The organism is Staphylospora marina (assembly GCF_003856495.1).
In the GTDB taxonomy this organism is placed as follows: Bacteria; Bacillota; Bacilli; order Thermoactinomycetales; family Thermoactinomycetaceae; genus Staphylospora; species Staphylospora marina.
In genome coordinates this window covers 108,014-130,582 of the sequence record NZ_CP034118.1, presented here as the reverse complement: position 1 = coordinate 130,582, position 22,569 = coordinate 108,014, and the positions used below count along the sequence as shown (strand labels likewise).

At 56.4% G+C, this 22,569-nt stretch carries 23 protein-coding genes; 1 reads left to right on the top strand and 22 read right to left on the bottom strand.

Going from position 1 to position 22,569, the window contains the following annotated elements; translation table 11 throughout:
- Nucleotides 1-20: 20 nt before the first annotated feature.
- The 4 genes from yknW to EG886_RS00630 form a co-directional block, all read right to left on the bottom strand.
- Nucleotides 21-701 carry a YknW family membrane protein gene (yknW, locus tag EG886_RS00645; RefSeq protein ID WP_164491570.1) on the bottom strand — a complete coding sequence of 227 codons (681 nt, stop codon included), beginning with the start codon at nucleotides 699-701 and terminating at the stop codon, nucleotides 21-23.
- 111 nt (nucleotides 702-812) lie between these two features.
- Nucleotides 813-1,640 (bottom strand): DUF169 domain-containing protein, encoded by an 828-nt coding sequence (locus EG886_RS00640; protein ID WP_124726356.1) that lies wholly within the window; start codon nucleotides 1,638-1,640, stop codon nucleotides 813-815.
- A 176-nt stretch (nucleotides 1,641-1,816) separates the two neighbouring features.
- Entirely contained in the window at nucleotides 1,817-2,503 is a 687-nt protein-coding gene (locus EG886_RS00635; RefSeq protein WP_124726355.1) for a serine/threonine-protein kinase, read from the bottom strand.
- A 3-nt stretch (nucleotides 2,504-2,506) separates the two neighbouring features.
- Nucleotides 2,507-3,256, bottom strand: a complete 750-nt coding sequence (locus EG886_RS00630) for a protein kinase family protein (RefSeq protein ID WP_124726354.1) — start codon at nucleotides 3,254-3,256, stop codon at nucleotides 2,507-2,509.
- Nucleotides 3,257-3,495: 239 nt separating this feature from the next.
- Between EG886_RS00630 and EG886_RS00625 the strand changes: the two genes are divergently transcribed.
- Complete coding sequence (locus EG886_RS00625) at nucleotides 3,496-4,788, top strand: MFS transporter (RefSeq protein WP_124726353.1); 1,293 nt, start codon at nucleotides 3,496-3,498, stop codon at nucleotides 4,786-4,788.
- A 491-nt stretch (nucleotides 4,789-5,279) separates the two neighbouring features.
- Here EG886_RS00625 and EG886_RS00620 read toward each other — a convergent pair whose 3' ends face one another.
- The 18 genes from EG886_RS00620 to EG886_RS00535 all read right to left on the bottom strand — a co-directional run bounded on the left by EG886_RS00620 (nucleotide 5,280) and on the right by EG886_RS00535 (nucleotide 22,484).
- On the bottom strand, nucleotides 5,280-6,125 hold the full coding sequence (locus EG886_RS00620) for a M23 family metallopeptidase (RefSeq protein WP_124726352.1): 846 nt from the start codon (nucleotides 6,123-6,125) through the stop codon (nucleotides 5,280-5,282).
- A 41-nt stretch (nucleotides 6,126-6,166) separates the two neighbouring features.
- Nucleotides 6,167-6,493, bottom strand: coding sequence for a hypothetical protein (locus EG886_RS00615; protein WP_164491569.1), 327 nt, complete (start codon nucleotides 6,491-6,493; stop codon nucleotides 6,167-6,169).
- Nucleotides 6,494-6,557: 64 nt separating this feature from the next.
- Nucleotides 6,558-7,103 carry a TadE/TadG family type IV pilus assembly protein gene (locus EG886_RS00610; protein WP_164491568.1) on the bottom strand — a complete coding sequence of 182 codons (546 nt, stop codon included), beginning with the start codon at nucleotides 7,101-7,103 and terminating at the stop codon, nucleotides 6,558-6,560.
- A gap of 191 nt (nucleotides 7,104-7,294) precedes the next feature.
- Nucleotides 7,295-8,062, bottom strand: a complete 768-nt coding sequence (locus EG886_RS00605; protein WP_124726349.1) for a hypothetical protein — start codon at nucleotides 8,060-8,062, stop codon at nucleotides 7,295-7,297.
- A gap of 29 nt (nucleotides 8,063-8,091) precedes the next feature.
- A complete protein-coding gene (locus EG886_RS00600; RefSeq protein WP_124726348.1) occupies nucleotides 8,092-9,099 on the bottom strand; it encodes a hypothetical protein in 1,008 nt (335 codons plus the stop codon).
- Nucleotides 9,100-9,121: 22 nt separating this feature from the next.
- Nucleotides 9,122-9,754: a YIP1 family protein gene (locus tag EG886_RS00595; protein WP_124726347.1), complete on the bottom strand. Its 633-nt coding sequence runs from the start codon at nucleotides 9,752-9,754 to the stop codon at nucleotides 9,122-9,124.
- Nucleotides 9,755-9,785: 31 nt separating this feature from the next.
- Nucleotides 9,786-10,403 (bottom strand): YIP1 family protein, encoded by a 618-nt coding sequence (locus tag EG886_RS00590; protein ID WP_124726346.1) that lies wholly within the window; start codon nucleotides 10,401-10,403, stop codon nucleotides 9,786-9,788.
- A gap of 400 nt (nucleotides 10,404-10,803) precedes the next feature.
- Nucleotides 10,804-12,141 (bottom strand): vWA domain-containing protein, encoded by a 1,338-nt coding sequence (locus tag EG886_RS00585; protein ID WP_124726345.1) that lies wholly within the window; start codon nucleotides 12,139-12,141, stop codon nucleotides 10,804-10,806.
- A gap of 66 nt (nucleotides 12,142-12,207) precedes the next feature.
- On the bottom strand, nucleotides 12,208-12,519 hold the full coding sequence (locus EG886_RS00580; protein WP_124726344.1) for a hypothetical protein: 312 nt from the start codon (nucleotides 12,517-12,519) through the stop codon (nucleotides 12,208-12,210).
- 97 nt (nucleotides 12,520-12,616) lie between these two features.
- A complete protein-coding gene (locus EG886_RS00575; protein WP_164491567.1) occupies nucleotides 12,617-13,528 on the bottom strand; it encodes a type II secretion system F family protein in 912 nt (303 codons plus the stop codon).
- Nucleotides 13,529-13,540: 12 nt separating this feature from the next.
- The gene (locus tag EG886_RS00570) at nucleotides 13,541-14,461 is read right to left on the bottom strand and encodes a type II secretion system F family protein (RefSeq protein ID WP_124726342.1); all 921 of its coding nucleotides are present in this window, start codon (nucleotides 14,459-14,461) and stop codon (nucleotides 13,541-13,543) included.
- On the bottom strand, nucleotides 14,458-15,753 hold the full coding sequence (locus EG886_RS00565; protein WP_241154407.1) for a TadA family conjugal transfer-associated ATPase: 1,296 nt from the start codon (nucleotides 15,751-15,753) through the stop codon (nucleotides 14,458-14,460). The genes EG886_RS00570 and EG886_RS00565 overlap by 4 nt, the downstream gene beginning before the upstream one ends.
- Before the next feature lie 109 nt (nucleotides 15,754-15,862).
- Nucleotides 15,863-16,627: a CpaB family protein gene (locus EG886_RS00560; RefSeq protein WP_124726340.1), complete on the bottom strand. Its 765-nt coding sequence runs from the start codon at nucleotides 16,625-16,627 to the stop codon at nucleotides 15,863-15,865.
- Between the two features lie 42 nt (nucleotides 16,628-16,669).
- Nucleotides 16,670-17,125: a prepilin peptidase gene (locus EG886_RS00555; protein ID WP_124726339.1), complete on the bottom strand. Its 456-nt coding sequence runs from the start codon at nucleotides 17,123-17,125 to the stop codon at nucleotides 16,670-16,672.
- Between the two features lie 24 nt (nucleotides 17,126-17,149).
- On the bottom strand, nucleotides 17,150-18,322 hold the full coding sequence (locus tag EG886_RS00550) for a CpaE/TadZ family protein (RefSeq protein ID WP_164491566.1): 1,173 nt from the start codon (nucleotides 18,320-18,322) through the stop codon (nucleotides 17,150-17,152).
- 395 nt (nucleotides 18,323-18,717) lie between these two features.
- Nucleotides 18,718-19,977, bottom strand: coding sequence for a DnaJ domain-containing protein (locus EG886_RS00545; protein ID WP_124726337.1), 1,260 nt, complete (start codon nucleotides 19,975-19,977; stop codon nucleotides 18,718-18,720).
- A 39-nt stretch (nucleotides 19,978-20,016) separates the two neighbouring features.
- On the bottom strand, nucleotides 20,017-21,540 hold the full coding sequence (locus EG886_RS00540; protein ID WP_124726336.1) for an Hsp70 family protein: 1,524 nt from the start codon (nucleotides 21,538-21,540) through the stop codon (nucleotides 20,017-20,019).
- A 305-nt stretch (nucleotides 21,541-21,845) separates the two neighbouring features.
- On the bottom strand, nucleotides 21,846-22,484 hold the full coding sequence (locus EG886_RS00535) for a nucleotide exchange factor GrpE (protein ID WP_124726335.1): 639 nt from the start codon (nucleotides 22,482-22,484) through the stop codon (nucleotides 21,846-21,848).
- Nucleotides 22,485-22,569: the final 85 nt, after the last annotated feature.

Sequence of the window (22,569 nt, the reverse complement as noted above, 5' to 3'; positions counted from 1 at the left end):
TCCTCCATCTCTGTCAAATCTCACGCTCCGATCGATGCCAATCCCGATGTTCCCGCTGCGAGCAACGCAAACAAACCCCAATACAATACGGCGACCGTCCATGCTTTGCCTTTGGAAAGCCCGGCAATTTCCTTCAGTCCGATCGCAAGAACCACGGTGCTCCAGATGTTGAACACTTCCAGATTCATCAGGAACCCTTCCAGCATCCCTTCCGCCTCGACAAAAGCGGCCAGACTGGTCGGAGGATACATCGGGTTCAAACCGAACAGCGCGGTGCCCGCAAAGTTGACCAACAAGCCCAGCAACACAAAGATCCCCAGATGAGCCTGCAAAGAAAACAGTTGGCGATACGTGGCTTCTCCTTGAAAAAGAGAAACGATGAACCAAAGAACGAATGCACCGATCAACAAGCCAACCGGATAGGTGAACAACATCCCGACCGCAGAGACCAACATCGTGACCGTTTTCAATTGCTCCTGACCGACGCCGGGCATTTCTGCATTCCCCATCATTCGGGACCAAAGAGCAGGATCTTGGGCAACGAAATACATTTGAAACCCGTACAACACAGCGCCGGCCAACGTCACCAAAAGCAGTGCTCCCCAAAACACGGGGTTTTCCCGGATCCGTTTCATCTCTTCAGTCGGATCCAGCAGTACCCTGATCATTGAAGGACGTGCCGTCCGCACGGATTCACTCATCCGCAATCCCCCTGTCATGCAAAAGTGGCGGAACCGTACGCCTATCATATTACCGCCCGCGTCACGAAATAAACCGGGAAACATCGACATTTTTTCTCATTTTTTCGACGTTCACTCAATATCGGGGATTCCATCCTTTTTCTCCACTTCGTTTCGCGCTTCGGCTTCTGCCTGTTCCCACATGCGGTTCAACTGCTCGTACGTCGGCGGGAATTTGGCCCGGTAAGTCAGGAACGTGGGAATCGGATAACGAACGCCTCCCCGGTGCGTCCCCGCAAGCCCTTCAACCATTTCGGCCGCCAGCTTGTACGGAAAGGTGAAGGCCATCTCATGATCATGGGTTTGGCCGAAGACCCTGTCTCCGTAACAGGGCAAGATCACTTGCGGCTCCCCGGTCTGAATCGTGCGAACCACGATCTCGGCACAATCCGCCCGGGCACTGAAATGGGAGGTCAGCGAACCGCCTCGCTTGTACAGGGCCGCCGCCGTCAACCGCATCACCTGCGCCGAATTGCCGTACACCAGCACCAGATCCGGCTCCCAAGCGGCACGTGCAAGCGGGCCGACCAGGATGGTGCCCTGCTCCCCTTCGCGAAACCGGGGGACCGCTTCCTCGGCCTTCTTTCCCGCTTCCATCGATTCGGTGTACATCCCGCAAGCCAGCGTGCCCTCTTCATAAAACGGGACACTTTTTTCAAAAGCAAACGCCACCTTGGCGATCGGACAGGACATATCCTCTCCCCCCATCGCCAGCGTCCATCCGTATCTCCGGGCCATGGTGATCCCCTGGCAGATGGTGATCTGCACCCCGAAATCGCGATATGGACGTTTGACTTTCTCAGGCAGGGATTCGTCTTCTTTCACCACGCGAATCGCCAGAGGGAACGTGTCGGGCCGGACATGGCGTTCGAGCTCCTCCGCCAGTTTTTTCGTGTCCATGCTCTCACTCTCCTCATTCGTACCGGTTCGTGAATGCGTTATCATTGTAACAAGAAACAATATTCTACGACAAAAGAATTTTCAGGAAACAAAAGAAACTTTCGGGGAAGAGCTCGTCCGCAAACGCCCTCCGGCGTGAAAAATTTTTCGCACGTGGACTCTTCCGGAATCGGGAGTCAGACCGGGCGAAGCGCCAAGCCCGCCGCCCAGGCCGCAAAGTCTTTGATTCCCGGTCTTCTGAGCGGATCCGGCGACATGGCTCTCACCAACAACATTTCCAGCTCCGCCGGAACATCCCGGCGGAGGGTGCGAAGCGGGCCCGTTCCGCCCGCTCCCGGAAACTTGCCGGTCAACATGAGCCAGATGAGCTCCGCCAGCCGTTTCACTTGCACCGGATCCCCACCGGCACGACTGATCGGGCATCCGTACAGAAAACGAAGCCCGTGGTCCGTCATCAACAGATTTTGCGGATCGACCGGCGCCTCCATCCCCGAGTCCTTCATGATCCGCACAAGATCCGTCACCTGTCGGACCCAGCCGGCCGTCTCCTCCAGTGGGAGCGGGGCGGTGCGCATCAACCACCACCCCAGCCAATGTCCTTCGGGCAAATGAAACACCTGAACCAACCGATGCCTATCCACGAACACGTCCTCCACGGGCACAAACACCGAAGCGTCCCGGTTGCGCCATGTTCCGGGATCCACGATCCCTTCGGGTTCAAACACGTGCACAAACCGGGTTTTTCGCCCGCTTCGATCTGACGGGAGCTCCGTCAGGTACAATTCGCCTTCCACAAACGGAAACCGTTTGAGGATCTTGTAGGATCCCGCGATCATTTCTCCGTCTTTCCAAAATCCGGTCATGATTCACCCGCCTTTCTGGAACGGTGAAGCGGAAAATCGTCCGAAAACGGCTTCCATCCGGCTCAATTCCGGACGTTTCTCCGGCGACGCGGACAACGCCTCATCCAGCAAGTCGTCCATTTCCCGGGGAATATCCGGTCGGAAACGGGATGCTCTGGGCACCTTCAAGCCGGTCGATACCGGATTTCTCCCCGTGATCATTCGGTAAACCATCGCTCCCAACATGAAAACGTCGATCTGTTCTTCCAACCGACGTGATTTTGCATTCGTATCCATGAAAAGTCCGGGCTGTTTGGGCAAGACTCCCTGTTTGCCTCCGTAGAGAAACCGGATGTTTCCCTTTGGCAACAGCAACATGTTCTGAGGGTGCACCAAAGCGAATTCTCCTCTTGCATACAGTGACAGCACACGGCTGCACACCTTGCGCCCCAGCGCCGCCGCTTCCGGCACCCGGAACGATTCCCGCTCCAGTCGGTACGCCAACAAGGTCCCCGAGAGCCGATCAAACACCTGATACAGCGTCCCGTCTTCCACAAACACCTTCCGAATCGGAAAGAACACGGAAGCGTCCCTCCGGATCACCGCTTCCGGGTCGGGAAGCTTGCCGGCCACGCGCTCGCTCAGCGCGTGAATGAAGCACGAACGGGTTTGTCCCGACACCGCTTCTTCCGCAAAATACAGTGTGCCGATGACAAACGGGAACGACTGGATGACCTTGAAACAACCGCCGATCATGTCTCCCGCCGACTTCATGTTTCGCCCGCCTTTCCCTCTGATGATGGCTGCCGGGAGCCATCGTTTCCGCCCGGTCCTCCGCACACGGGACCGCAGCGGAACCGGTCTGGCAATCCTTCCCTTCGCAGCCTGTATGTTCATTGTAGCATGAAACCCGTGATGCAAAGGTCCTCCTCCGGTTTCACCTCCTTGGACACTGTGTTACACTGAAAGAGGGATTTGTTTTCTGAACAATCGAACAAAGGGAGGCCCCTCACATGAACAAAAAGGTGATCCGCAGCTGGGTCCTGTACGACTGGGCCAATTCCTCCTTCGCCACCATCATCATGGCCGCGGTGATGCCGATCTTCTTTTCCAGCGTGGCGGCCGTCAATCTGGATCCCACCACCGCCACGGCGTATTGGGGCTATGTTCAGTCGATTTCACTCGTCGTCATCGTCCTCATCGCTCCCGTGCTCGGAGCGATTGCCGACCAATCGGGCAGCAGAAGAAAATTCCTGCAATTTTTCACCTGGATGGGCGCCGGAGCCTCCCTGCTGATGGCGACCATCGGGGAAGGGGAGTGGATCTGGGCTTCCGTGCTGATGTTGTTCGGCTCGATCGGTTTTTCCGCCGGCAACATTTTTTATGACGCCTATCTGACCGACATCTGTCCGGAAGAGAAGCGGGATTCCGTTTCTTCGGCCGGCTATGCCTGGGGATACATCGGCGGCGGCCTCCTGCTGGCCTTGTGTCTGGGGCTCATCCAGTTCCACGACAAACTGGGCTTGTCCGCCCTGATGGCCACGCAAATTTCGTTCCTGAGCGTGGGCGTCTGGTGGCTGCTGTTTTCCATCCCCATCTTCCGGAACGTGCCCGATCCCAAAATGCCGGACCGACAGAAATCCTTCAGTGAATACGCCGTCTCCGGATTCTCCGATGTCGCAAAAACCATCCGTCGGCTGCACAAGTACCCGGAACTGCTCAAATTTCTGATTGCCTTCTGGTTCTTTAGCGACGGGATCAACACGATCATCAAAATGGCCACCATCTACGGGACGGAAATCGGCATCGCGCAAACCGATCTGATCGCCGCCTTGCTGATCACCCAGTTCGTGGGAATTCCTTTCACGTTTCTCTTCGGGCGCATCGCCGAAAAGACGGGTTCCAAACCGGCACTCATTTCCACGTTGATCATTTATCTCATCATCGTCATCTTGGGCTATTTCATGACCAACGCCCTCCATTTTTACCTGCTCGCCGTGATGGTCGGCTTCGTGCAAGGCGGCAGCCAGGCACTCAGCCGGTCCATTTTCAGCCGGCTGGTTCCTCCGGAGAGAAACAACGAATTCTTCGGTTTCTACGGCTTGTCGGGCAAATTCGCTTCCATCTTCGGACCGGCCGTCTTCGGACTGGTCGGGCAACTCACCGGCTCCAGCCGGGCCGGAATCGCCTCGTTGGCCCTGTTTTTCGTCGTGGGCATCATCCTGCTGTTGAACGTTGATCTGGAAAAAGGAAAAACGGAAGCGGTCGCGGTGGAGGAAGAGTTGGAGGCGGAGGCGACGGGCTGAGTCCCCTTTTCTCCCCTTCGCTTCTTCATTCCTTCCGGTGACGAAAGCGTTTCCGGAATCCCGCTGGTTCCAAACGGCGCACCCGGTCTTCAAAAGCCGGGCGCGCCTTTTTTGGATGGCTGTTTCACCTGTCTTTCCGGATCACAAAAAAGCCCCGGTCATGTTGACCGGAGCCATGAATGAAGGGGATTACCACCAAGCGCCGCAAGTTCCGGCATATCCAATATCGGACTCGAGACAAATCCGAAAGGCACGGAGACTCGATGATGACGCGGGATACCCCATCCCATACAAATGTTTCATCTTCGACTTTCGGGAACAGAAATGATTTGCAACCATGACTCACACGGAAATCATTTTTTCCGGACTCCGGAAAGTTGCCCCACACAAAAAAGCCGGCCCATTGCCGGTGCACCATGTCTTTCATCACGCTCGGCATCGGTTCAGGAACCGTGCAACGCGCTTGATTTTCATGAAGAAAACGTCAAATGTCAACGGGCGGCCACGGAGGATCTGGAAACATACAGCAGCGGATCCACCTTCACGCCTCCCACGATCACTTCAAAATGCAGATGAGGACCGGTCGACTTGCCCGCGTTGCCGATCCCCGCGATGTGCTGCCCGCGTGTCACCCGCTGGCCGTTTCTCACGTAGATCTGGTCCGCGTACATGTGCGCGTAGATGGTTTGGAAACCGTTCAGGTGATCGATTTTGATGTAGTTCCCGTACCCCGTGCCCGGCCCGGCGTGAACCACCACTCCGTCCGCAGCGGCATAAATCGGCGTTCCCAACGGTCCGGCCAGGTCAATTCCCTTGTGAAACGCCCTCCCGCCGTACTTGGGGTCCGTACGGGGACCAAAACGGGAGGTCAGGATCCACGTCCGCACCGGAGGACCGAGGATTCCGCCGGATGTCAGCCAAGGGCCGGTCGGTCCCCCCGCCCAGGATTTCCACGGGTTCAAAACCGGTGCTTCCGCCGTGCTCCGATACGTAAAAGTGCTCTTTTCGGCCATGAAAATCAACGGAATCCTGATCTTCGCCCATGCTTTCACTTCGTCGTCGTCAATCCGGATCTCAAACGAGTCCACCTGATATTGCCGGTCTTCCACGAACGTGACCTTGAACTGTGCCTTTCCTTTCTCCGCATCCCCCGTCACCGAAGCCACCCGCACCGCATCCCGGAGAGCCGCCTGGGTGTCCATCACCGCCTTGCCTGCCACCACCAATTGCCAAATCACCAGACAGAGAAGGATGAACAGCGGCAAAATGATGATGAACTCCACCGTGGAGGCCCCTTTCCGGCGCGTGCGGCTCCACGCGGAAAGCTTCCCGATCATCGTTTCCTCCCAAACAGTTTGTTGCTCGCCCGTCCCTCCGGTCACCGGATGACCGGTGCCTTCGCCGATGCGTGGTAGCGAAAGGACGGAAGCGGCAGGAACACGGCATCGATTTCCGTCTCCGCATGAACCTCGGCCTGTCCGTCACGGATCTTCACCCGGTACGACGCCAAGCGGTAATCACCGGTGTTCCGAAACGCTTCCATCCCCCGTTTTTCTTCCCGCTCCGCACTGCCCGACCGGGCGGCCAGCCTCGCTCCTTCCTTGACGAGCGTCTCCGTTTCCAGCACGGCCATGCCCGCCACCACGAACTGCCAGACGAACAGACACATCAACACCACCAACGGCCAAACGGAGACAAACTCCAACGTGGCGGAACCCCTCCGGCGTTTGCCTCGTTGGGCATGCCGGCACCTTCCTGCGGAATGTGTTTCAAAATTCAATCTTGCTCACTTCTTTCAACCACGAGCCGTATTCCCGGGCCGGCCCGGTTCCCCGGCCCTTCACCGTCAGCCCCTGCAAACGGTCCTCCAAAATCAGCGGTTTGAAAGGAATTCTCGCTTCCACTTGAATCCGACCGTCCTCGAAAAAGGTGATGACGCCGTGGGGCCCGCCTCCGTTTTTGCGCAGATATTGCCGTGCCGCCTCCACCAGCTGGTCCCGGTCCCGCCGGATCACTTGCATCACCAGTCCCCGTTTCTTCCCGGACGTGCCCAGAACGGCAAAGTAGGGATCTTCGCCCCGCTGCAGCGCTTCCACCATTCGCGCGTCAATCTCCCTGTTTACCAGTTCATCCATCTTCCGGGTCACGGACAAGCTGGCCGCATCGGCCGCTTTCTGCGCCACCCCCGTCTGCATCCAAGCCACCGCCAGCGACGCCATGAACAGAAACAGCACCATGAAGATCGGAAGCCCGGCCACCCACATCATGGTCACATTTCCCTTCCGGCTCGTTCCGGTCTTGCGCCACCGCGTCATCTGGATCCTCCCGCAAAAAATCCGTTTGTCGTTTGAAAGATTTGCCGGAATCAACACTTCCATTTGATTCCATCATACATCTCCCGCAAAAACTTTGCCAGTATTTTTCCGTTTTTGCCGAAATTTCCGTCAATCCATCCTCCCCGTGCCAAGATCCACACCGTGAACAACATAAATTCGGTTTCGGGATTTTACACCTGATATTGGCTGATGCGACTCTTTTGGGGATTCGACGGGTCGGAAGACAGGACCCACAGATGGTCATCGGTCATTTTGACTTTCAGAAAATACTCCGATGACTCCGGTTCGAGCGCAAACCGGATCTCGTGGTCCTCCACACCGACGATCTTGGTTTCATCCACGAAGATCAAACAGCCGTCATGATAACCCACACTGTGCCAATTTCCTTCCGGCTTCCCGGCATTCGCGACCAAGCGACCCGTCCAGTCAAAAACTCCGATGTTCCCCCCGGAGTGAGTTTCCAGCAGCAACATTCCTTCTTCAAAGTGGATCAACCGATGTTGCCGCATCAGTGACACGGCATTCCCGAACATCCCGGCTCCTTCTGCCAAGCTTCGGACGCTGCCTTCGGAAATGTCCACTTTGTATGTGTTTCCGGCATAATCCAGCACCATCAGCCCGTTATCCAGCCACTTGTGGACCGGGGAGAAGACCGTTTGAAGTATCTTTCCTTCCAGCGGAATGACCGTTGACTTCCTTTCCGTCAAATCGACCGAAACCAAACAGCCATTCTCGGCACAAAACAGCACCATCCGCCGGTTCCCGTCGGACCAGGCGTGGTAGATTGAGACGTCATCAAACAGTTCCAGCCGACCGACCGGTTCCAGCAGGCGGTTCAACATCTTGAGTCCTGAGTCATTGTCGTTCACGACAATGAGCTCTTTGCACACTTCCATGAAATACATGTCATTGTCCCGTTCTTCGAAACGACTGATCAAACGATGCAAAATACCACCCCGTCCATTCACTACAAATCCAACTTTTTTTTGGGATCTCTGGTGCCGGGCTTGATCTCGCCCGTCTGCGGATCCGCCTCGCCGATGTGCCTTCCCTTTTTATCATACACTTCCAGATGGGCTCCCTCTCCCTTGTGCAGGGTATCCCTGTGGTAATATTTCCCGTCTTTTTCGTAGACCGTGGCGCCTTTTACCCGATGTTTCGTTCTTTTGAAGGAGCGGTCCTTCAAGATGGTTTCATTGTCCAAAGGTACTCTGTTATCAACCACATAGGGTGGACATGCACAGGCCTTTTTCTTCCATCCACTGACAAGCTCATCAAACTTCTCTTTGGCGCTTTTCAGCCCTCTTCCGATCCCCGTGTCCGCCAGCTTGTCATCCAATTTTCCGGCATATTCGAGCGCATCGTCCAGGTATTTGACGCCCTTCACCGGCTTGGCGACGGGAATCAGGGACACACAACTGAGCCCCCTCTCCCATCCTCCCACTTTCTGTCCGTCCGTGTCTTGGCCGGTTATACAACCGGCTGCATCATCCAAGACCACGAAGTCTGCCGTTTCCTTCAAAATGTGCCCTGTGTCTTTCAGGATCTGTCCGGAGGTGATGTAGTCAACAGTCTTGTTCCACCATCCCCTGAAGCCGCCGTCGTCTTCTTTTCGGGAGGAGGGAGGGGCGGTTGGTGGTGAATCTTGGACCGCAGATTTGTCGGGCGGAGAAGATCCCGGTGTCTCCGATGCAGACGGTCCACCGACCGTAACGATTCCGCCTGTTTCGGGCGATCCTCCGCGATCAGGAGGTTGCCCCGTGGAACTTCCCCCGTTCAAACTTCCTCCCATGGATTCGTGAACTTTTTCCTTGAGCGCCGATTGAATCAAACCTTCCCCGTCCGACATGGACAGAAAGAGCAATCCGGCCAAGATCGCCCCGACGGCCACGATGATCACATATTCCAACGTGGAAGATCCCCTGTTTCCCAAACGGAACCCGCTTCTTTCAGCATTCTTTTCAGAACGGTCCATGGATTTGGCCGGCCTCCCTCCGTCAAAGGGGTATCATGACAATGTTCAACGCGTATTTGAAAATGATCCAGACGAGCGCCAGCACGCCGATCACCGACAGAAAACCGGCCCAATTCGGAAAACGATGCACTTCCGAAACGACCACGGACCAGACGACCAAAATCCAAACGGTCAAGATCGCGTCGATCAGAACCATCAGAAAATAGGCCGACAACAAAAAGAAGCTGGCATTCAAGTGTGGCGTGTAATCATCCCAGGCTTCTTTTCCGAAAATCAACAGCTCCACGAGCCCAAGCAGCCATTTCCCCGTCCACGGGATCATCGAGACGGCCACGGCCACCAGCATCTCCTGCCAACCGCCTCTGCCTCCGAACGGTCTGCCGACGGCATAAAGCAGCGTGCCATAAATCATCCAAAACAGCGGGCCGGCCGCCAATCCCGACAGGAACGCCCATGCCAGGAGATCCGGAATGTCAAACCATCGGCTCAAGGAGCGGAAAGAGAACTGGTCCATCATGAAAACGACGCCGAAGATCCAGACAAACGGCACCCAACCCATCCACGAAGCGCCGTGATTCAGTGCGTGTCGAACCGATTTGCGGGGAGTCAGCCACACACTTCCCAATAACCTGAATCCTTCTTGCCAAAGGTTCATGTTCGCACTCCCGTGTTTGAGGTTCCCATGGTCAATTCACCAGAGGCAACAACAACAAAGTGAGCAACAGACTGAACACCAGACCGCTCAACAGAATCAGACCGAACGCTTTCCAGGCCGAACAGTCATACACTTCGGCCACGGATCTGGACAGGGTGACCAAGTACCACACGCCCAGTGCCAAGTCCACAAGGGAAAACAGGACGATCAACAGCAGCAACCACACACTGCTGTCGATGACCGGGGTCCGGGAAGCAAAGTTTTCCGAACCGAACAAGATCAGCCGAATCAGCCACAAGGGCATCGCCCAGGCAAGCGGGACAAACGACAGCCCCACCGCTTGCCGAAATTCTCTCCATTTGCCGGAGAGGCCCGCCACTTTCCCGGTGATCGCAAGCAGCCCGGAGAGAAGATACCAATAGATGATCCCCAAAAACGGGCCGATGATCAGGGAAAGGAGGAGGATGGAGCCGAACGCCACCTGATCGCCGACATCCTGTGCATCCGCATTGTCCAAAAAAAACTTGATTCCGCTCAAAGCGGACAGCATCCACAGCCATTTCGCGGAGTGATTCAGAACATACGCCCGAACGGTTTCCCTGGGCTGTTTCCACATCGACAACCAGGGATTGAAGGCCGGGTTCCTCATGTTCAACCTCCAAAAAAAATGATGTAATCGACCAAACCGATGTTGCCTTCTTGACCAAAGTCCCGTTTTGTGTGTTGGAGGATGGCCGTGATGATCGACGTTCCCCCCGGCCCGTGATCCCGTTCCCCGGTTATCCGGTTTTGTCTCGCGACTGCCACCCGACACGCGGAGATCTTCTTTGAGGAAACGTGGAAAGGGCCTGAAGACCGGTGCGCTGTTGACGCCGCGGACTCCGAAAGCGACATTTCATGGATGCAAACCGTGCCTCCCGGATCCTTGGACTGCTCCCCGGGCAAAGTGATCCCTCTTCGAAATCCGCTTTACCTGTGATTCGGTAAATGTAACGCCTCCATATGTACCCGAATCACGTGATGCGTCTCGTACCGCTTTGTCACGTTCGTTATTGAAGGTTTGATTGTTGCTCCCGCGTTTTCTGACGGATTTGTTCTTCCGCTTCCAACTGGGCTTTTTTCAATTCCCGGCTGAGATGACGATCCCACGCAAGCGCGTTTTCTTCCACTTTGGACAGGCGCTCAAGCAGGGCCTCCTCCAGTTGCTGCGTGTCGTCCAACTTGCCTGTCTCCTTCAAATATTTCACGGCCATCGACATGCGGTCATACTCGATCCCGGCAAGAGAGGCCATGCCTTCGCCTGATTTTCCGTAACACAGTTTGGTCATCTCCTGATACTTTTGCGCCCACATTCTCCATGCATCCAGTTCACTCTGCACTCCCCAGTCCCGCCATTCCCAGTAAAGCCGCTCTTTCTCGGCCTTCAGATATTCCTCCAGATCGCGCGCGGTGTGAACCGACTTGAACACGCCTCCCGCCGCTTCGGCCACCGATTGGAGCTGGCGCTGACCCGCATTGTCCACATCAAACCCGACAATATTGACCACCGGCTTGATTCCGACGTTCGCCAATTTCTTGGCTTCTTCCACCGGTTTGCCTCCACAGGTCTCGATCCCGTCGCTCACCACATACACCACATTCCTTATGCCTTCTTGGGAAGAATGCTCGAGGTCTGCCCGGGCGGCGGAAATGGCGGAGGCGAGCGGTGTCCAACCGGCGGGTTTCACTTTTTCCAGGGCGGCCATGAATTTGCCGGAGTCATAGGCTCCCATCGGATAGAGCAATTCATTGCTTCCGCAGGAAAGCTCCTTGTCTTTCTTTTGACCGGTGCCCTTGTGGCCGTAAACCCTCAGTGAGACCTCGGATCCCTCCGGCAGATTGGCCACGAACTCACGGATGGCCGATTTGGCCAGATTCATTTTTTGACCGCCCGACACCTTTCCGGCCATGCTGCCGCTGGCATCCAGTACAATCTGCACCCGGATTTTTTCGATGGTCGGCATCTCGATCTTTCCGTCCGGGGTTTTGCGGGTGGGCTGGATGGTGGGATCCATGGCTTTCAGTTTGGAGTGGATGGGTTGATAGTTTTCCCCCAACAGATGCACCAGATGGTCATACCACTGATCCGTGCTCAGGGAGCGCGGAAGTTTGTCCAGTTCCTGTTGCACTTTTTTCTCATCGTAACGGTCTCCGGCATATAATCCCGGATTTTGCAACATGATCCCCTTCACGTCCCGGGGAGCCTGGGGCACGGAACCGGATGGTTGTTCCCGGACAACCTCCGCCGATTCCCCGCCGTCGACGGAAGAAGTGGCCGGAGTGTCCGTCCTGCACCCCCCCAATACCAAAATTCCTGCCAAAACGCATGCAATGCTTCGGACCTTCACGACTTGCACCTCCAGAAAAGAGGGCACATGGCCCGCAGACCATATGCCACATCTCCACTTCAAATGTTACTGCGGTTTTGCTCCTCCACCTTTGTTGTCTCCACCTTTGTTGTCTCCACCTTTGTTGTCTCCACCTTTGTCGTCTCCACCATCGCCGCTCTCTCCGCTGATGCTTTCTTTCACTTTGTTGGTCAGCTCGGTTTTGATCCCACTTTTATCGTTCTTGAAAATGTTGTAGAGAATCGTGGCAAACACGGCTCCCACCGCGATGATGATGACGTATTCCATGGTCGGCGAGCCCTTCTCGCTTTTCCCGAAACGGGGGAGGAACTCTTTCACCCGGTACCATCCCGCAAGAATGTTTTGTTTGAAGTCCATCCTGACCCCTCCTTGACAAAGGTTGAACAACGACGCCGGATTGAAGAACCGTCCTGTGCCTGCCGGGCCTTCACCTCCTTTCCCAAGTCGTTCGGTTTCAGAAGCCGAACAGGCCGTTTTTGAGCACGTAGTTGTAGATCACCGCCGCAAGGATCAGCATCATGATCGACGGCGCGATGAACAGACCCGTGACCAGCGAAATCTTCGGAGCGGCTTTCCCCGCCGCTTCTTTGGCCCGCTCCATGCGTATGCGACGCATCTCTTCCGCTTGCCGGGCGACGATCCGGGCGACGGGCGTCCCCAAGTTGTGCGCCTGGATGAGCGACTGGATGAGCGCTTCCAGATCCGGCGAATCCGTGCGTTTCATCAATGAGCGGTACGCCGTCTCCCTCCGGACGCCGAAGCGGATTTCCTGCAACAGACGTTCCAGCTCTTCGCACAGGGGGCCGTCGGCGGTATCCACGTAGCAGGAAATGGCTTCGTCCAGGGGCATGCCCGCCGACAGCGTGATGCTCATCATGTCGAGGAAATCGGGCAGTTCATAACGGATCTGTTCCTGACGTTTGCGGGCCGTCCGTTGGATGATCCATTTGGGAGACAGGTATCCCAGAACGGGACCGAACGTCAGCATAAAGATATCGAGCGGCAATCCGACCGTCATCCAAAACAGTCCAATCAAAAATCCGCCCAATGCCCCCAGGACTTTGGCACCATGCAGTCTCTGCACGCTCATCTGGAACGGGTATCCCGCCTTGGTCAGCAGCTCTTCCAGTTCATCGTCTTCGGTGAGAATGCGGATGCGTTTGCCGACCGGAGCCAAATCGTCCATCCACCCGTGCACGAGGGCTTTCCGGCTGGTCTTTTGCTTCAGGATCTTCCAGGGCGGAATGTACCGGTCCAGATTGTCCCGGATCTTTTCCTTTTCGACATACCAGACATACAGGGACATGGCCGCGAACAGGAGACAAACCCAAACGGCGATGATCAGGAGATACAAGAGTTCCGTCATCGGCATCGGTCCTCAGATTTTGATGTCGGCGATTCGTCTGATCACCAGAAATCCGATGATCTGCAGGAGCACAAAAACGGCCAGGGTGATCATTCCGAACAGGGTGGTGAAAAAGTCGAAAAATCCGTCGATCATCCGGCTCATCAGGAATATGATGAGCAGGGAGAGAACCGGGAGCAGATATGCCGTGTAGCGTGCCTGGGCAATGGTGGCGTCAATGGTTTTGTTGATGATTTTCCGCTCTTCCATCGTTCCGGCCATTTCACTGAGCACCCGCGCCAAATCTCCGCCGGCTTTTCGCTGAATGATGAGCGCGTTGGCGAACACCTTCAAATCACGGGTGTTGACGCGCCTCAGCATCTCGTTGAGCGATGCGTCCAAGTTTCTTCCGAGCCGAAGCTCCCGGACGACGACCCCCAGCTCCTCCTTGATCGGACCATCCATTTCATTGTGAACCAGTTCCAGTGCCTGGGGAACGGAGAGACCGGCCCGGGCGGCGCTGCTCATCAGCCGGCAAACTTCGGAGAGTTGCGCGTCCACCTTTCGGGCGTAAAGAAACTTTCTCGATTCCATCAGCATTTTGGACCCGAACGGCACCAGAATCACCGCGACCAACAGGCTGATGCCAAACGGAGCCCCCAAGCCCGCATTCATGAAGAGGAGAATCACCACGCCGGCCCCGACCAGGAGCACCCCGTACTCCGACGGTCTCAGCCGGATCGAAGCTCTCAACAGTTTTGGCTCCAGGCGCCGCGCCCATCGTTGCCGATCGAGGCGATCGGCCAGGCGGTCCGACCAACGCGTTTCCGATCGGGAGCCGACATAGCGCTCGAGCACTTCGGCGGTTTGAGCCTTTTCCCGGGTGTAAATGATCCAGTGATACAGGGCAAGCATCAGACAGAAGACGGCAGCGGCACCGAGCAGGGCGATCACGGCTCCTTCACCTCCGGATGCGGTCGGAAAATCTCCGGGTCAACGGGGACGCCGTAGGCTTTCAGCCGGTCCAAACTGCGCGGGATCGCGCCGGTGGCGCTGAAGAATCCCCGTACGTTCCCCTCCGGGGTGACCCCCGTCTGAACGAAGCGGAAAATGTCGATCATGCGCACGGTGCCGTTTTCGCGCTCTTCCAATTCGGAGATGGCCAGCATTTTCCGCTGACCGTCCGGCAAACGGCCGATTTGGATGATGTAATCCACCGCCCCGGTGATGTATTGGCGGATGACCGAAGACGGAAGATCCAAGCCGGACATCATCACCATGCCTTCCAGGCGGTTCATGGCGTCCTGCGGCGAATTGGCGTGAATGGTGGTGAGAGATCCCTCATGACCGGTGTTCATTGCCTGCAACATGTCAAAGGCCTCCGAACCGCGGACCTCACCGACGATGATCCGGTCCGGGCGCATCCGCAGGGCGTTCCGCACCAGCCGGCGGATGGTGATTTCCCCTTTGCCCTCGACGTTGGCCGGCCTGGCCTCCAGTCCGACGACGTGGTTGTGGGGGATGCGCAGCTCGGCCATGTCCTCGATGGTGATGATCCGTTCGTCTTCGGGAATGTGGCAGGCCAGCGCGTTGAGCAGCGTCGTTTTTCCGCTGCCGGTTCCCCCGGAGATGATCAGGTTGATCCGGGCTTTCACCAGGCTGACCAGAAAACGGCCCATTTCTTCCGTCATGCTGCCGAAGCCGATCAGGTCTTCCAGCCGGATCGGCTCTTTGCGAAATTTTCGGATCGACAGCAGCGATCCCTTGGTGGAAATCGGCGGAATGACGGCGTTGACCCGACTGCCGTCCGGAAGACGGGCATCCACCATCGGAGAGCTGACGTCGATGCGACGACCGATCGGAGCCACGATGCGGTCGATCACGTGACGAAGCGCTTCCTCGTCCCGGAACCGGATGTCCGTCTTGTGAAGCTTTCCGTTCTTTTCGTAAAAGACTTCATCCGGTCCGTTCACCATGATTTCGGTGATTTCATCGTCTTCCAGAAGCGGCTCGAGGGGCCCGTATCCGACCGACTCGTTGATGATCCGGCTGATCAGCCGGTTTCGTTCCTGAGCGGTGAGCACCACCTGTTCGTCAGCCAGATAACGGCTGATCAGCCGGTCGAGGGTGATGCGAAGTTCGGCGGAGGACATACCGGTCAGCTTTTCCAGATCGGTTTCCCGGAGCACCCGTGCCTTGAAATGAACGGCCAGCTGGTTGATGCGCTGGTCCTCGGCAGGGCGCATTTGCGGCTGATCGGCCGCCTTTCGGACGAAATTCCGGGTCAGGCGGGATTGACGTTCAAACAGTTCCTTTCCCATGATCTACCATCTCCCTCCCCTCCCGCCGCTTCCATCACTGGCCCTCATCCCCGATGTCTTCATGCATCGGAGCACCGTTTTCACCGGTTGACGGCGGCGTGGATTCGCCGGAGTTTCGGGGAACGGCCTGCGGAACCGGTTGGCCGCTGCGTCCCTGATTCAGGTTGGGCGCCTTAAGCACGCGAATCGCCGCCGCCGTGTACTGTTCATTGATGAATCTTTCCGCCTCCTGCAGGGTCATCTCCAACCCGATGCTGGAGATGTTTCCGTCGTCATCCCTGCCGACACCGACCACCTTCACCTTCTGCATGAAGGCTCTTGTTTCGAGCTGTTGGTTGTTCCCTTTTTTCGTGACGATGATGTCCACCACGTCATTGACGTCGAAGATGTCATCAAAACCGACCTGCTGGGACCGATGAAGCACGATCATGCGGTGGTTTTCGGAAGAGAGCCGGTTTTGCACCTTCAGAAGGGGCGTGGTGAGAAGATCCCCTTCTTTCAGGGGGACCACCGTGGTCAGATGATCGACCGGATAGGTGTTTCCCTCGACTTCGATCATTTCCAGACTGGTGACGGCGGATTGCGGAAGGTATTTGACCGGGATCTCCCTGGCTTCGAAATATTCCGGCTTCAGCGGCTCCCGGGAAGAGATGTTCTTCCGTGCCACGTACACCGTGGCGAAATCCCCCAGCGTGGCGTACACCTGACTCACTTCATTCATGAACATCCATCCGGCCACCGAGGCCATCAGAAGGGCCAGGATGAGAAACAGAATCGCTCTTCGTTTTGCATCTTGCATGTGGCACACACCCGCCCCGCACTTGGAAATGGAATCCGATGATCAGATCAGATGAACCGTGACGTACGTCAACACCGTCCCCGCCAAGATGAACGGTGCAAAGGGGAATTCGGTCTTTTTGTCGATCTTCCCCGGCTGAACGAGTTTGAATGCCAACACGGCCAGGGCGGCCAATACGTGGGATGACAGGAAGAGGAGCAAAAACGGTCCGAAGCCGACGGCCAGCCCCAACATCCCGAACAGCTTGACATCTCCGCCTCCGATGGATGTTTCGTCCGTCCAGGCGGCGATGAGAAACAACACCAGAAAAACGGTGACCCCGGTCAGCACATAATTCCACCAGGGATCGGGCCTGTACAGCAACCGGACACCCGCGGTCAGCACCAATCCCGATAGCACAAACCGATCATAAATGAGGCGATGCTTCAGATCCGTCACCGTCGCGGCAACCAGGATCACAATGAGCCCCGCGTACAGCACGTGTTCCAGCCAGACCATCGCTATCCCCCTCCGACATTCCCGTCAGACATGCAGGCGCTTGCCGGCTTCCATGATGATTTTGGCCAGCTTCTGCACATCCCGGGCGAACAGGCCGAGGTTCTTGTCTTCTTGCGCCGTCCGGAGCGGTTTACCGCGGTTGACGGCCTGATCCACCCGTTTGGGATCATCCCGGAGTTCGGCGATCACTTCATACGGGAAACGATGTCGAATGTCTTTCACCGTGATTTCGCTGTCGCGGTTCACCCGATTGAGCACGAGCTGCAGGCGGTCCTCCGGGTCCACCCCCACGGAGGAAAACGTGGCCAACACCCGTCCCAACACCCGGAGCGACAGCGCGTCCGGATTGAGCACATAAAAAATCCGGTCCGCCTCTTCGAGCGTGGCGTATGTGATCGGAGTCATCTCCGTCGGCACATCCACCAGAATGTAGTCATAGTAAAGGCGGGCCGCGCGAAGCAGTCGTTCCACATGTTCCTCGGTGATGTTGACAGCCGTGGACAAATCCAGCGGACTGACCAGCACCTCCATTTGCGAATGGCGTTCCACCACCGTGACGCTGCGGATGTGATTGTCATTCAATTCGTCGAGCACCGGTGTCAGGTCATGGAGGCTACGACCGCCGTCCACGCCGAGAAACGTCTCCACTCCCCCGTATTGGAAGTTCAAATCAACGAGAAGCACACTGGAACTGGATTCAAGCTGCAAGGTCTGAGCCAGCGTGGAAGCGACCAGGCTTTTCCCCGTCCCCCCCTTGCCGCTGTAAAAGGCGATCACTTGACCGCGTCCCCAGGTGGACACTCCCTTGGCGGAATCCATTCTTTTTCCCGAACGAAGGGACTTGATCGCCCGGCTCAACACATCTCCCAATGCATTGATCTCATCGGGAAAAAACAACACGTCAAACGCGCCGGCCCGCGACGCGTCGCGCACGCGAATCGAATCCTTCGACTCGGTGAGGAGAACGACTTCAACCTTGTCAATCTCTTTCAGAATCAATGGGATGTTCTCCAGTTCCGACTTTCGGGGGCCTTCATGCAGCAAGACCAGATCCGGCTGAATCCGCGAGATTTCCCGTCTCACTTCCCCGGGATGAAGCCGGGTGATCCGGGGAAACCGGCTCTTCAATCGCTCCAGCAAATCCGCCGCGATGGGACCTTCCTCCGTCACGATCAACACATTCACATCTGCATCCATCCGGGCCCCTTCCCCCTCTCTTCCCTTCCGGCTGACATGCATCCGACCATTCACCGTCACAATGCAAATCTTGTAGGAAAACCAAAAAAATTTACGTTTTCCGTTTACTTACACCATTCTATCAATACAACCTGAAATTTACAACCTTTCTTAAAATACAATGGATCCGAAACAAGTCGAAGAGAAGGGAAAACAGAAACAGCGAGAAAAAAACACCAACTTCACCAATGCAATTTTCAGCAACAACGACGCCTTTCGAAAAAAACATTCCCGCAATCGAGAAGCCGCAAACATCTCAATGAAATTTTCATGAAATAAAGAAAAAACTCCGACAGCGCAAAAGGCTGTCGGAGCGTGCCTTGTATGTCAAGCCGCCGGATCCCGATTCGCTTGTCTCAGTCACCGGTCGAGCCCTGAAGATAATGACGGTGTACATTCAGAATGATGACAGGAATGGTCAACCATACGGCAAACCAGAAGAGCGCCGCATACACGACAAGCATCATTCCCCATGCGAGCCGTCCGTACCGCTCGCGAAGTTCATCCCACAATCGGGCAAAATCGGACCGGGAACTCTCTCCCTGCAAAATGGCCCGGTAGACCAAGGACTTGGGACTCAGCGCCGACACCATGTAGAAGACGGGTAACAGAAATGCGACCCAACGCAAGGGTACCGGATCCCGGAACACGTCCAGTCCCAGTCCGGCCAACATGACTGCCAATGCCAGCAGACTTCCCGTAAATGTTCGGCCGGTCTTGCGGCGAATATCCTCTTTCACGTGTTCCAGCTTGGCCTGAAGACCGGAATCGGTCACCCTGAGTCCTTCCGCCTTGGCCACGGCTTCCTTTGCCGTTTCCGTTTCGGCGAGCGATGTGGGGTATTTTCCGGGTTCCATCACCGGATGACCCGGTGACACGGTTTTCCATGCCGCCGTGGCCGATTGGAGATGGGCCAGAAAGAGGTCACGCTTGACTTTCTCCGGTTCACCGCCGCTGCGGAGCGACTCCTCCAACAGCCGGATTCCTTCGCGCAACCGACCGGTGTTCACATACAACCGACCCAATCTGAACAGTCCCTCTCCACGGCTTTGTCCGGCCGATGCCGAGCGGTACAGTTCTTCCGCCTCGTCATTCCGTCCCAGCGCTTCGAGCATCTCACCGTGCAGCCATATGTATTCGGCGCGGTCAGAATCCAGATCACGCGCTCTGGCCATTGGGCGAAGGGCCTTTTCGGTTTCACCCGAACGATGGAGCGCTTCGGCCAGCAGAGCCCAGGCATCCGACCGGTCATCAAACGACGCGGAAATCTCTTCGAGCTCTCCGGCCGCTTCCCGGCTCATTCCTTTCTCAAGGAGTTTTCCCGCTTCTTCCAACCGTTTCTCCAACTCTTCCGGAGAGAGCACGCTCTCCGTCTTCCCCGGCACTCCCGATGTTCTCAGCCGGAAATCGTATGCTGCGCGGGAATCCGTATCAAGCAAAATCTGTTCCATCTCGCGGAGCAACCGGAGCTTCCGTTCCGCTTCCGCCCGCTTCTCGGGCGAAGGGGAATGGGACCGGACCGTCCAGCGACGAAGCTCTTCATGAATCCGTGCCTTGATCTCATCGGCGGAAGCATCGGGAGACATGCCGAGTGCGTCGTAGTAGTTCGTCATCATGTCTTGCCAGCCTCTTTCCTGGATTCCGTTTCAGTTTCGTCAGCCGATCGCCAGGCTGAGCACCCTCCGCTGCTTCTCCTGCACTTCCTCTTCGGAGAGGTTGGAAGCACGGTCAATGTCCAGTTCCCCGAGGAGCGTCCCGGCCGTGGAATCGATCACGGAAATATGAATGATGCCGTCGCTGTCGTACTCAAAAATGACTTCCAGCGGGGCTCCCTTGGGATATTTGGGAAGATCGATCATGCCTTCCCCGACGATTTTGACATAATCCAGATCCGTGTCTTCGCCTTCGGTGACCTGCAGGTGCAGCTTGGACTGATGATCCACCGTGGTGGTGTAATGTCCGCTGACGCGGCTGGGAATCACCGTGTCTTTTTTCAACACGATCGAGTTGAACTCGCGACCGTTCTCATCCAGAGCCACGACGCCCATGCTGTGGGAGTTCACGTCCTGAACTTCGATCATCGGGAACGATTGAACCAGATGGGACGAGGCTTTTCCTTCACGGATGGCGAGAATGGCCGCCTGAATGGCCGCTCCCTGAGCCACCACTTCGTCCGGATTGACGTCAAAAGACGGTTTGATGCCGGTGACTTCTTCGATCATGGCGGGCACTTGTTTCATCCGGGTGGATCCGCCGACCAGCAGAACCCGATCGATGTCCTTCCACTGGAGACCGGCGTCTTCCAGCACAAATTCCATGATCCGTCTCGTCCGGTTCAGAAGCGGGGCCGTCAGCTCGTCAAACTTCGCCAGCGTCAGAGGAACCGTGGCGTTCACGCCGCCGGCGGAGAGGAAGACGTGCGTCCGGTCACGAACGGACAGAGATTTCTTGGCGATTTCCGCCCTGTCGCGGAGATCCTGCTCCAGCATCGGATCATCCAGCATGTCCGGTCCGCCCTGTTTTTTGAACTCCTCGTTCAGGTAGTTCATGATCACGTTGTCCCAGTCGAATCCGCCGAGATCCCGGGCGCCGCCGGTAGACAGAACGCGCAATCCTTCCGGTGACAGGCGCATGATCGTCACGTCGAACGTACCGCCCCCGAGGTCATACACCAGCAGATTCTGGGTGACGTCCATCCGTTCCAGTCCGTAGGCAAGCGCCGCCGCCGTCGGTTCGTTGATGATCCTGAGAACGTTCAGTCCCGCGATCCGCCCGGCATCCTGGGTCGCTTTGCGCTGGGCGTCATCGAAATAGGCCGGAACGGTGATCACCGCATCCTCCACCTTTTCGCCGAGCATCCGCTCCGCATCTTCCTTGAGCCGGCGGAGAATCATCGCGGAAATCTCTTCCGGAGTGTAATCTTCCTGGTTCTCCGTGCGAAACCGCCAAGTCTTGTCGCCGATTTGCCGCTTGATGAACTGAACCACGTTGAAGGGGCTGGCGACGGCGGAACGCTTGGCCACGCTGCCGACGATCACGTCATTGCCGTCGAACAGCACGACCGAGGGAGTGATCCTGTCACCTTCCCGGTTGGCCAGAATTTCCGGTTTCCCGTAGTTGTTCACAACCGCGATCGCCGAGTAGGTGGTTCCCAGGTCGATCCCTACAACTCTTCCCATCTTTTTCACTCCTTTTGACCCGGATAATGGAAGCCATACCGGTTTTATGAATAGATATTCTGCCGCATCGGGAGAGAATCCCTCTCTTAAACGCCTGAAAACGGCCAGAAGTTTTTAGAAAGTTTGTGACAAACCTCCTCCTGATCCGTCGACGTTCCGGGAACCTCCGTCTCGTCCGTGCCATTTCCCGTCAATGTCCATGAAAACGAAAAGATGGGGAACCCATCTCCAAGAGAGCGAACGGGCCGAACACGGGTCCGGCATCCGTTCCAGAGACATTTGATTGTCCCTTCGTTCCCGCAGGGTCAGGGTTGGTATTTCTTGATGACGACCTCTTCGGGGCGAAGAACCACATCCTTGTACCTGAAGCCGTGCCGAACCATGTGGACGACCTGATTGTCCTCCGCGGGATTGTTGGTGGGGATCACTTCCACCACCTGTTGAATCTTGGGATCGAACTTGCTTCCCGGGGCCACGATCAGTTCCACGCCACGGCGGTACAAAATCTCCAGCACCTCATGACTGAGCGTCTGCAGGATGCTGACCAGTTCCGGATTTTGGTTCCCGGCCTCCAGCTTGTCGTTGTAAATGTTGTTCATCCGGTCAATGAGCAGGATCAGGTCAATGTAAAGCGGACGCAACTGGTTCAGTTCCTGGTCCTGCTTCAATTCTTCCATTTCCTGATACAGCCGGTTGAACGCCGCTTCCTTGGTTTTGTCGTAACTGAGCCGGTTGGTGACCACCTGCAAGAGGGATGAAAAATTTTGCTGCAATGCGGACAGCATGGACAGAACCTGTTGAGTGTGCCGGTCTGCGCCGCGCGGAACCGGGGCCTGATCTTTGGGAACCGCGCCTTCTTTCCTCGCGATCGGGAATCGGGGATCCGGCACCGAAAGCTGCTGGTGTTGCTCCAAGTACCGGTGGTTCTCTTTCCTGGGGCCCATACGTTAACCTCCCTGACAGTTGCTGAACAAGCATGGGGAACCGGGTGGTACGCAAAAATCCGGCGCCCGAAATCCGGGAACTTCT

Coding starts and splice junctions, on each gene's coding strand:
- yknW (WP_164491570.1), bottom strand. CDS start 701: ATGAGTGAATCCGTGCGGACGGCACGTCCTTCAATGATCAGGGTACTG.
- EG886_RS00640 (WP_124726356.1), bottom strand. CDS start 1,640: ATGGACACGAAAAAACTGGCGGAGGAGCTCGAACGCCATGTCCGGCCC.
- EG886_RS00635 (WP_124726355.1), bottom strand. CDS start 2,503: ATGACCGGATTTTGGAAAGACGGAGAAATGATCGCGGGATCCTACAAG.
- EG886_RS00630 (WP_124726354.1), bottom strand. CDS start 3,256: ATGAAGTCGGCGGGAGACATGATCGGCGGTTGTTTCAAGGTCATCCAG.
- EG886_RS00625 (WP_124726353.1), top strand. CDS start 3,496: ATGAACAAAAAGGTGATCCGCAGCTGGGTCCTGTACGACTGGGCCAAT.
- EG886_RS00620 (WP_124726352.1), bottom strand. CDS start 6,125: ATGATCGGGAAGCTTTCCGCGTGGAGCCGCACGCGCCGGAAAGGGGCC.
- EG886_RS00610 (WP_164491568.1), bottom strand. CDS start 7,103: ATGACGCGGTGGCGCAAGACCGGAACGAGCCGGAAGGGAAATGTGACC.
- EG886_RS00600 (WP_124726348.1), bottom strand. CDS start 9,099: ATGGACCGTTCTGAAAAGAATGCTGAAAGAAGCGGGTTCCGTTTGGGA.
- EG886_RS00595 (WP_124726347.1), bottom strand. CDS start 9,754: ATGAACCTTTGGCAAGAAGGATTCAGGTTATTGGGAAGTGTGTGGCTG.
- EG886_RS00590 (WP_124726346.1), bottom strand. CDS start 10,403: ATGAGGAACCCGGCCTTCAATCCCTGGTTGTCGATGTGGAAACAGCCC.
- EG886_RS00580 (WP_124726344.1), bottom strand. CDS start 12,519: ATGGACTTCAAACAAAACATTCTTGCGGGATGGTACCGGGTGAAAGAG.
- EG886_RS00575 (WP_164491567.1), bottom strand. CDS start 13,528: ATGACGGAACTCTTGTATCTCCTGATCATCGCCGTTTGGGTTTGTCTC.
- EG886_RS00565 (WP_241154407.1), bottom strand. CDS start 15,753: ATGCGCCCTGCCGAGGACCAGCGCATCAACCAGCTGGCCGTTCATTTC.
- EG886_RS00560 (WP_124726340.1), bottom strand. CDS start 16,627: ATGCAAGATGCAAAACGAAGAGCGATTCTGTTTCTCATCCTGGCCCTT.
- EG886_RS00555 (WP_124726339.1), bottom strand. CDS start 17,125: ATGGTCTGGCTGGAACACGTGCTGTACGCGGGGCTCATTGTGATCCTG.
- EG886_RS00550 (WP_164491566.1), bottom strand. CDS start 18,322: ATGGATGCAGATGTGAATGTGTTGATCGTGACGGAGGAAGGTCCCATC.
- EG886_RS00545 (WP_124726337.1), bottom strand. CDS start 19,977: ATGATGACGAACTACTACGACGCACTCGGCATGTCTCCCGATGCTTCC.
- EG886_RS00540 (WP_124726336.1), bottom strand. CDS start 21,540: ATGGGAAGAGTTGTAGGGATCGACCTGGGAACCACCTACTCGGCGATC.
- EG886_RS00535 (WP_124726335.1), bottom strand. CDS start 22,484: ATGGGCCCCAGGAAAGAGAACCACCGGTACTTGGAGCAACACCAGCAG.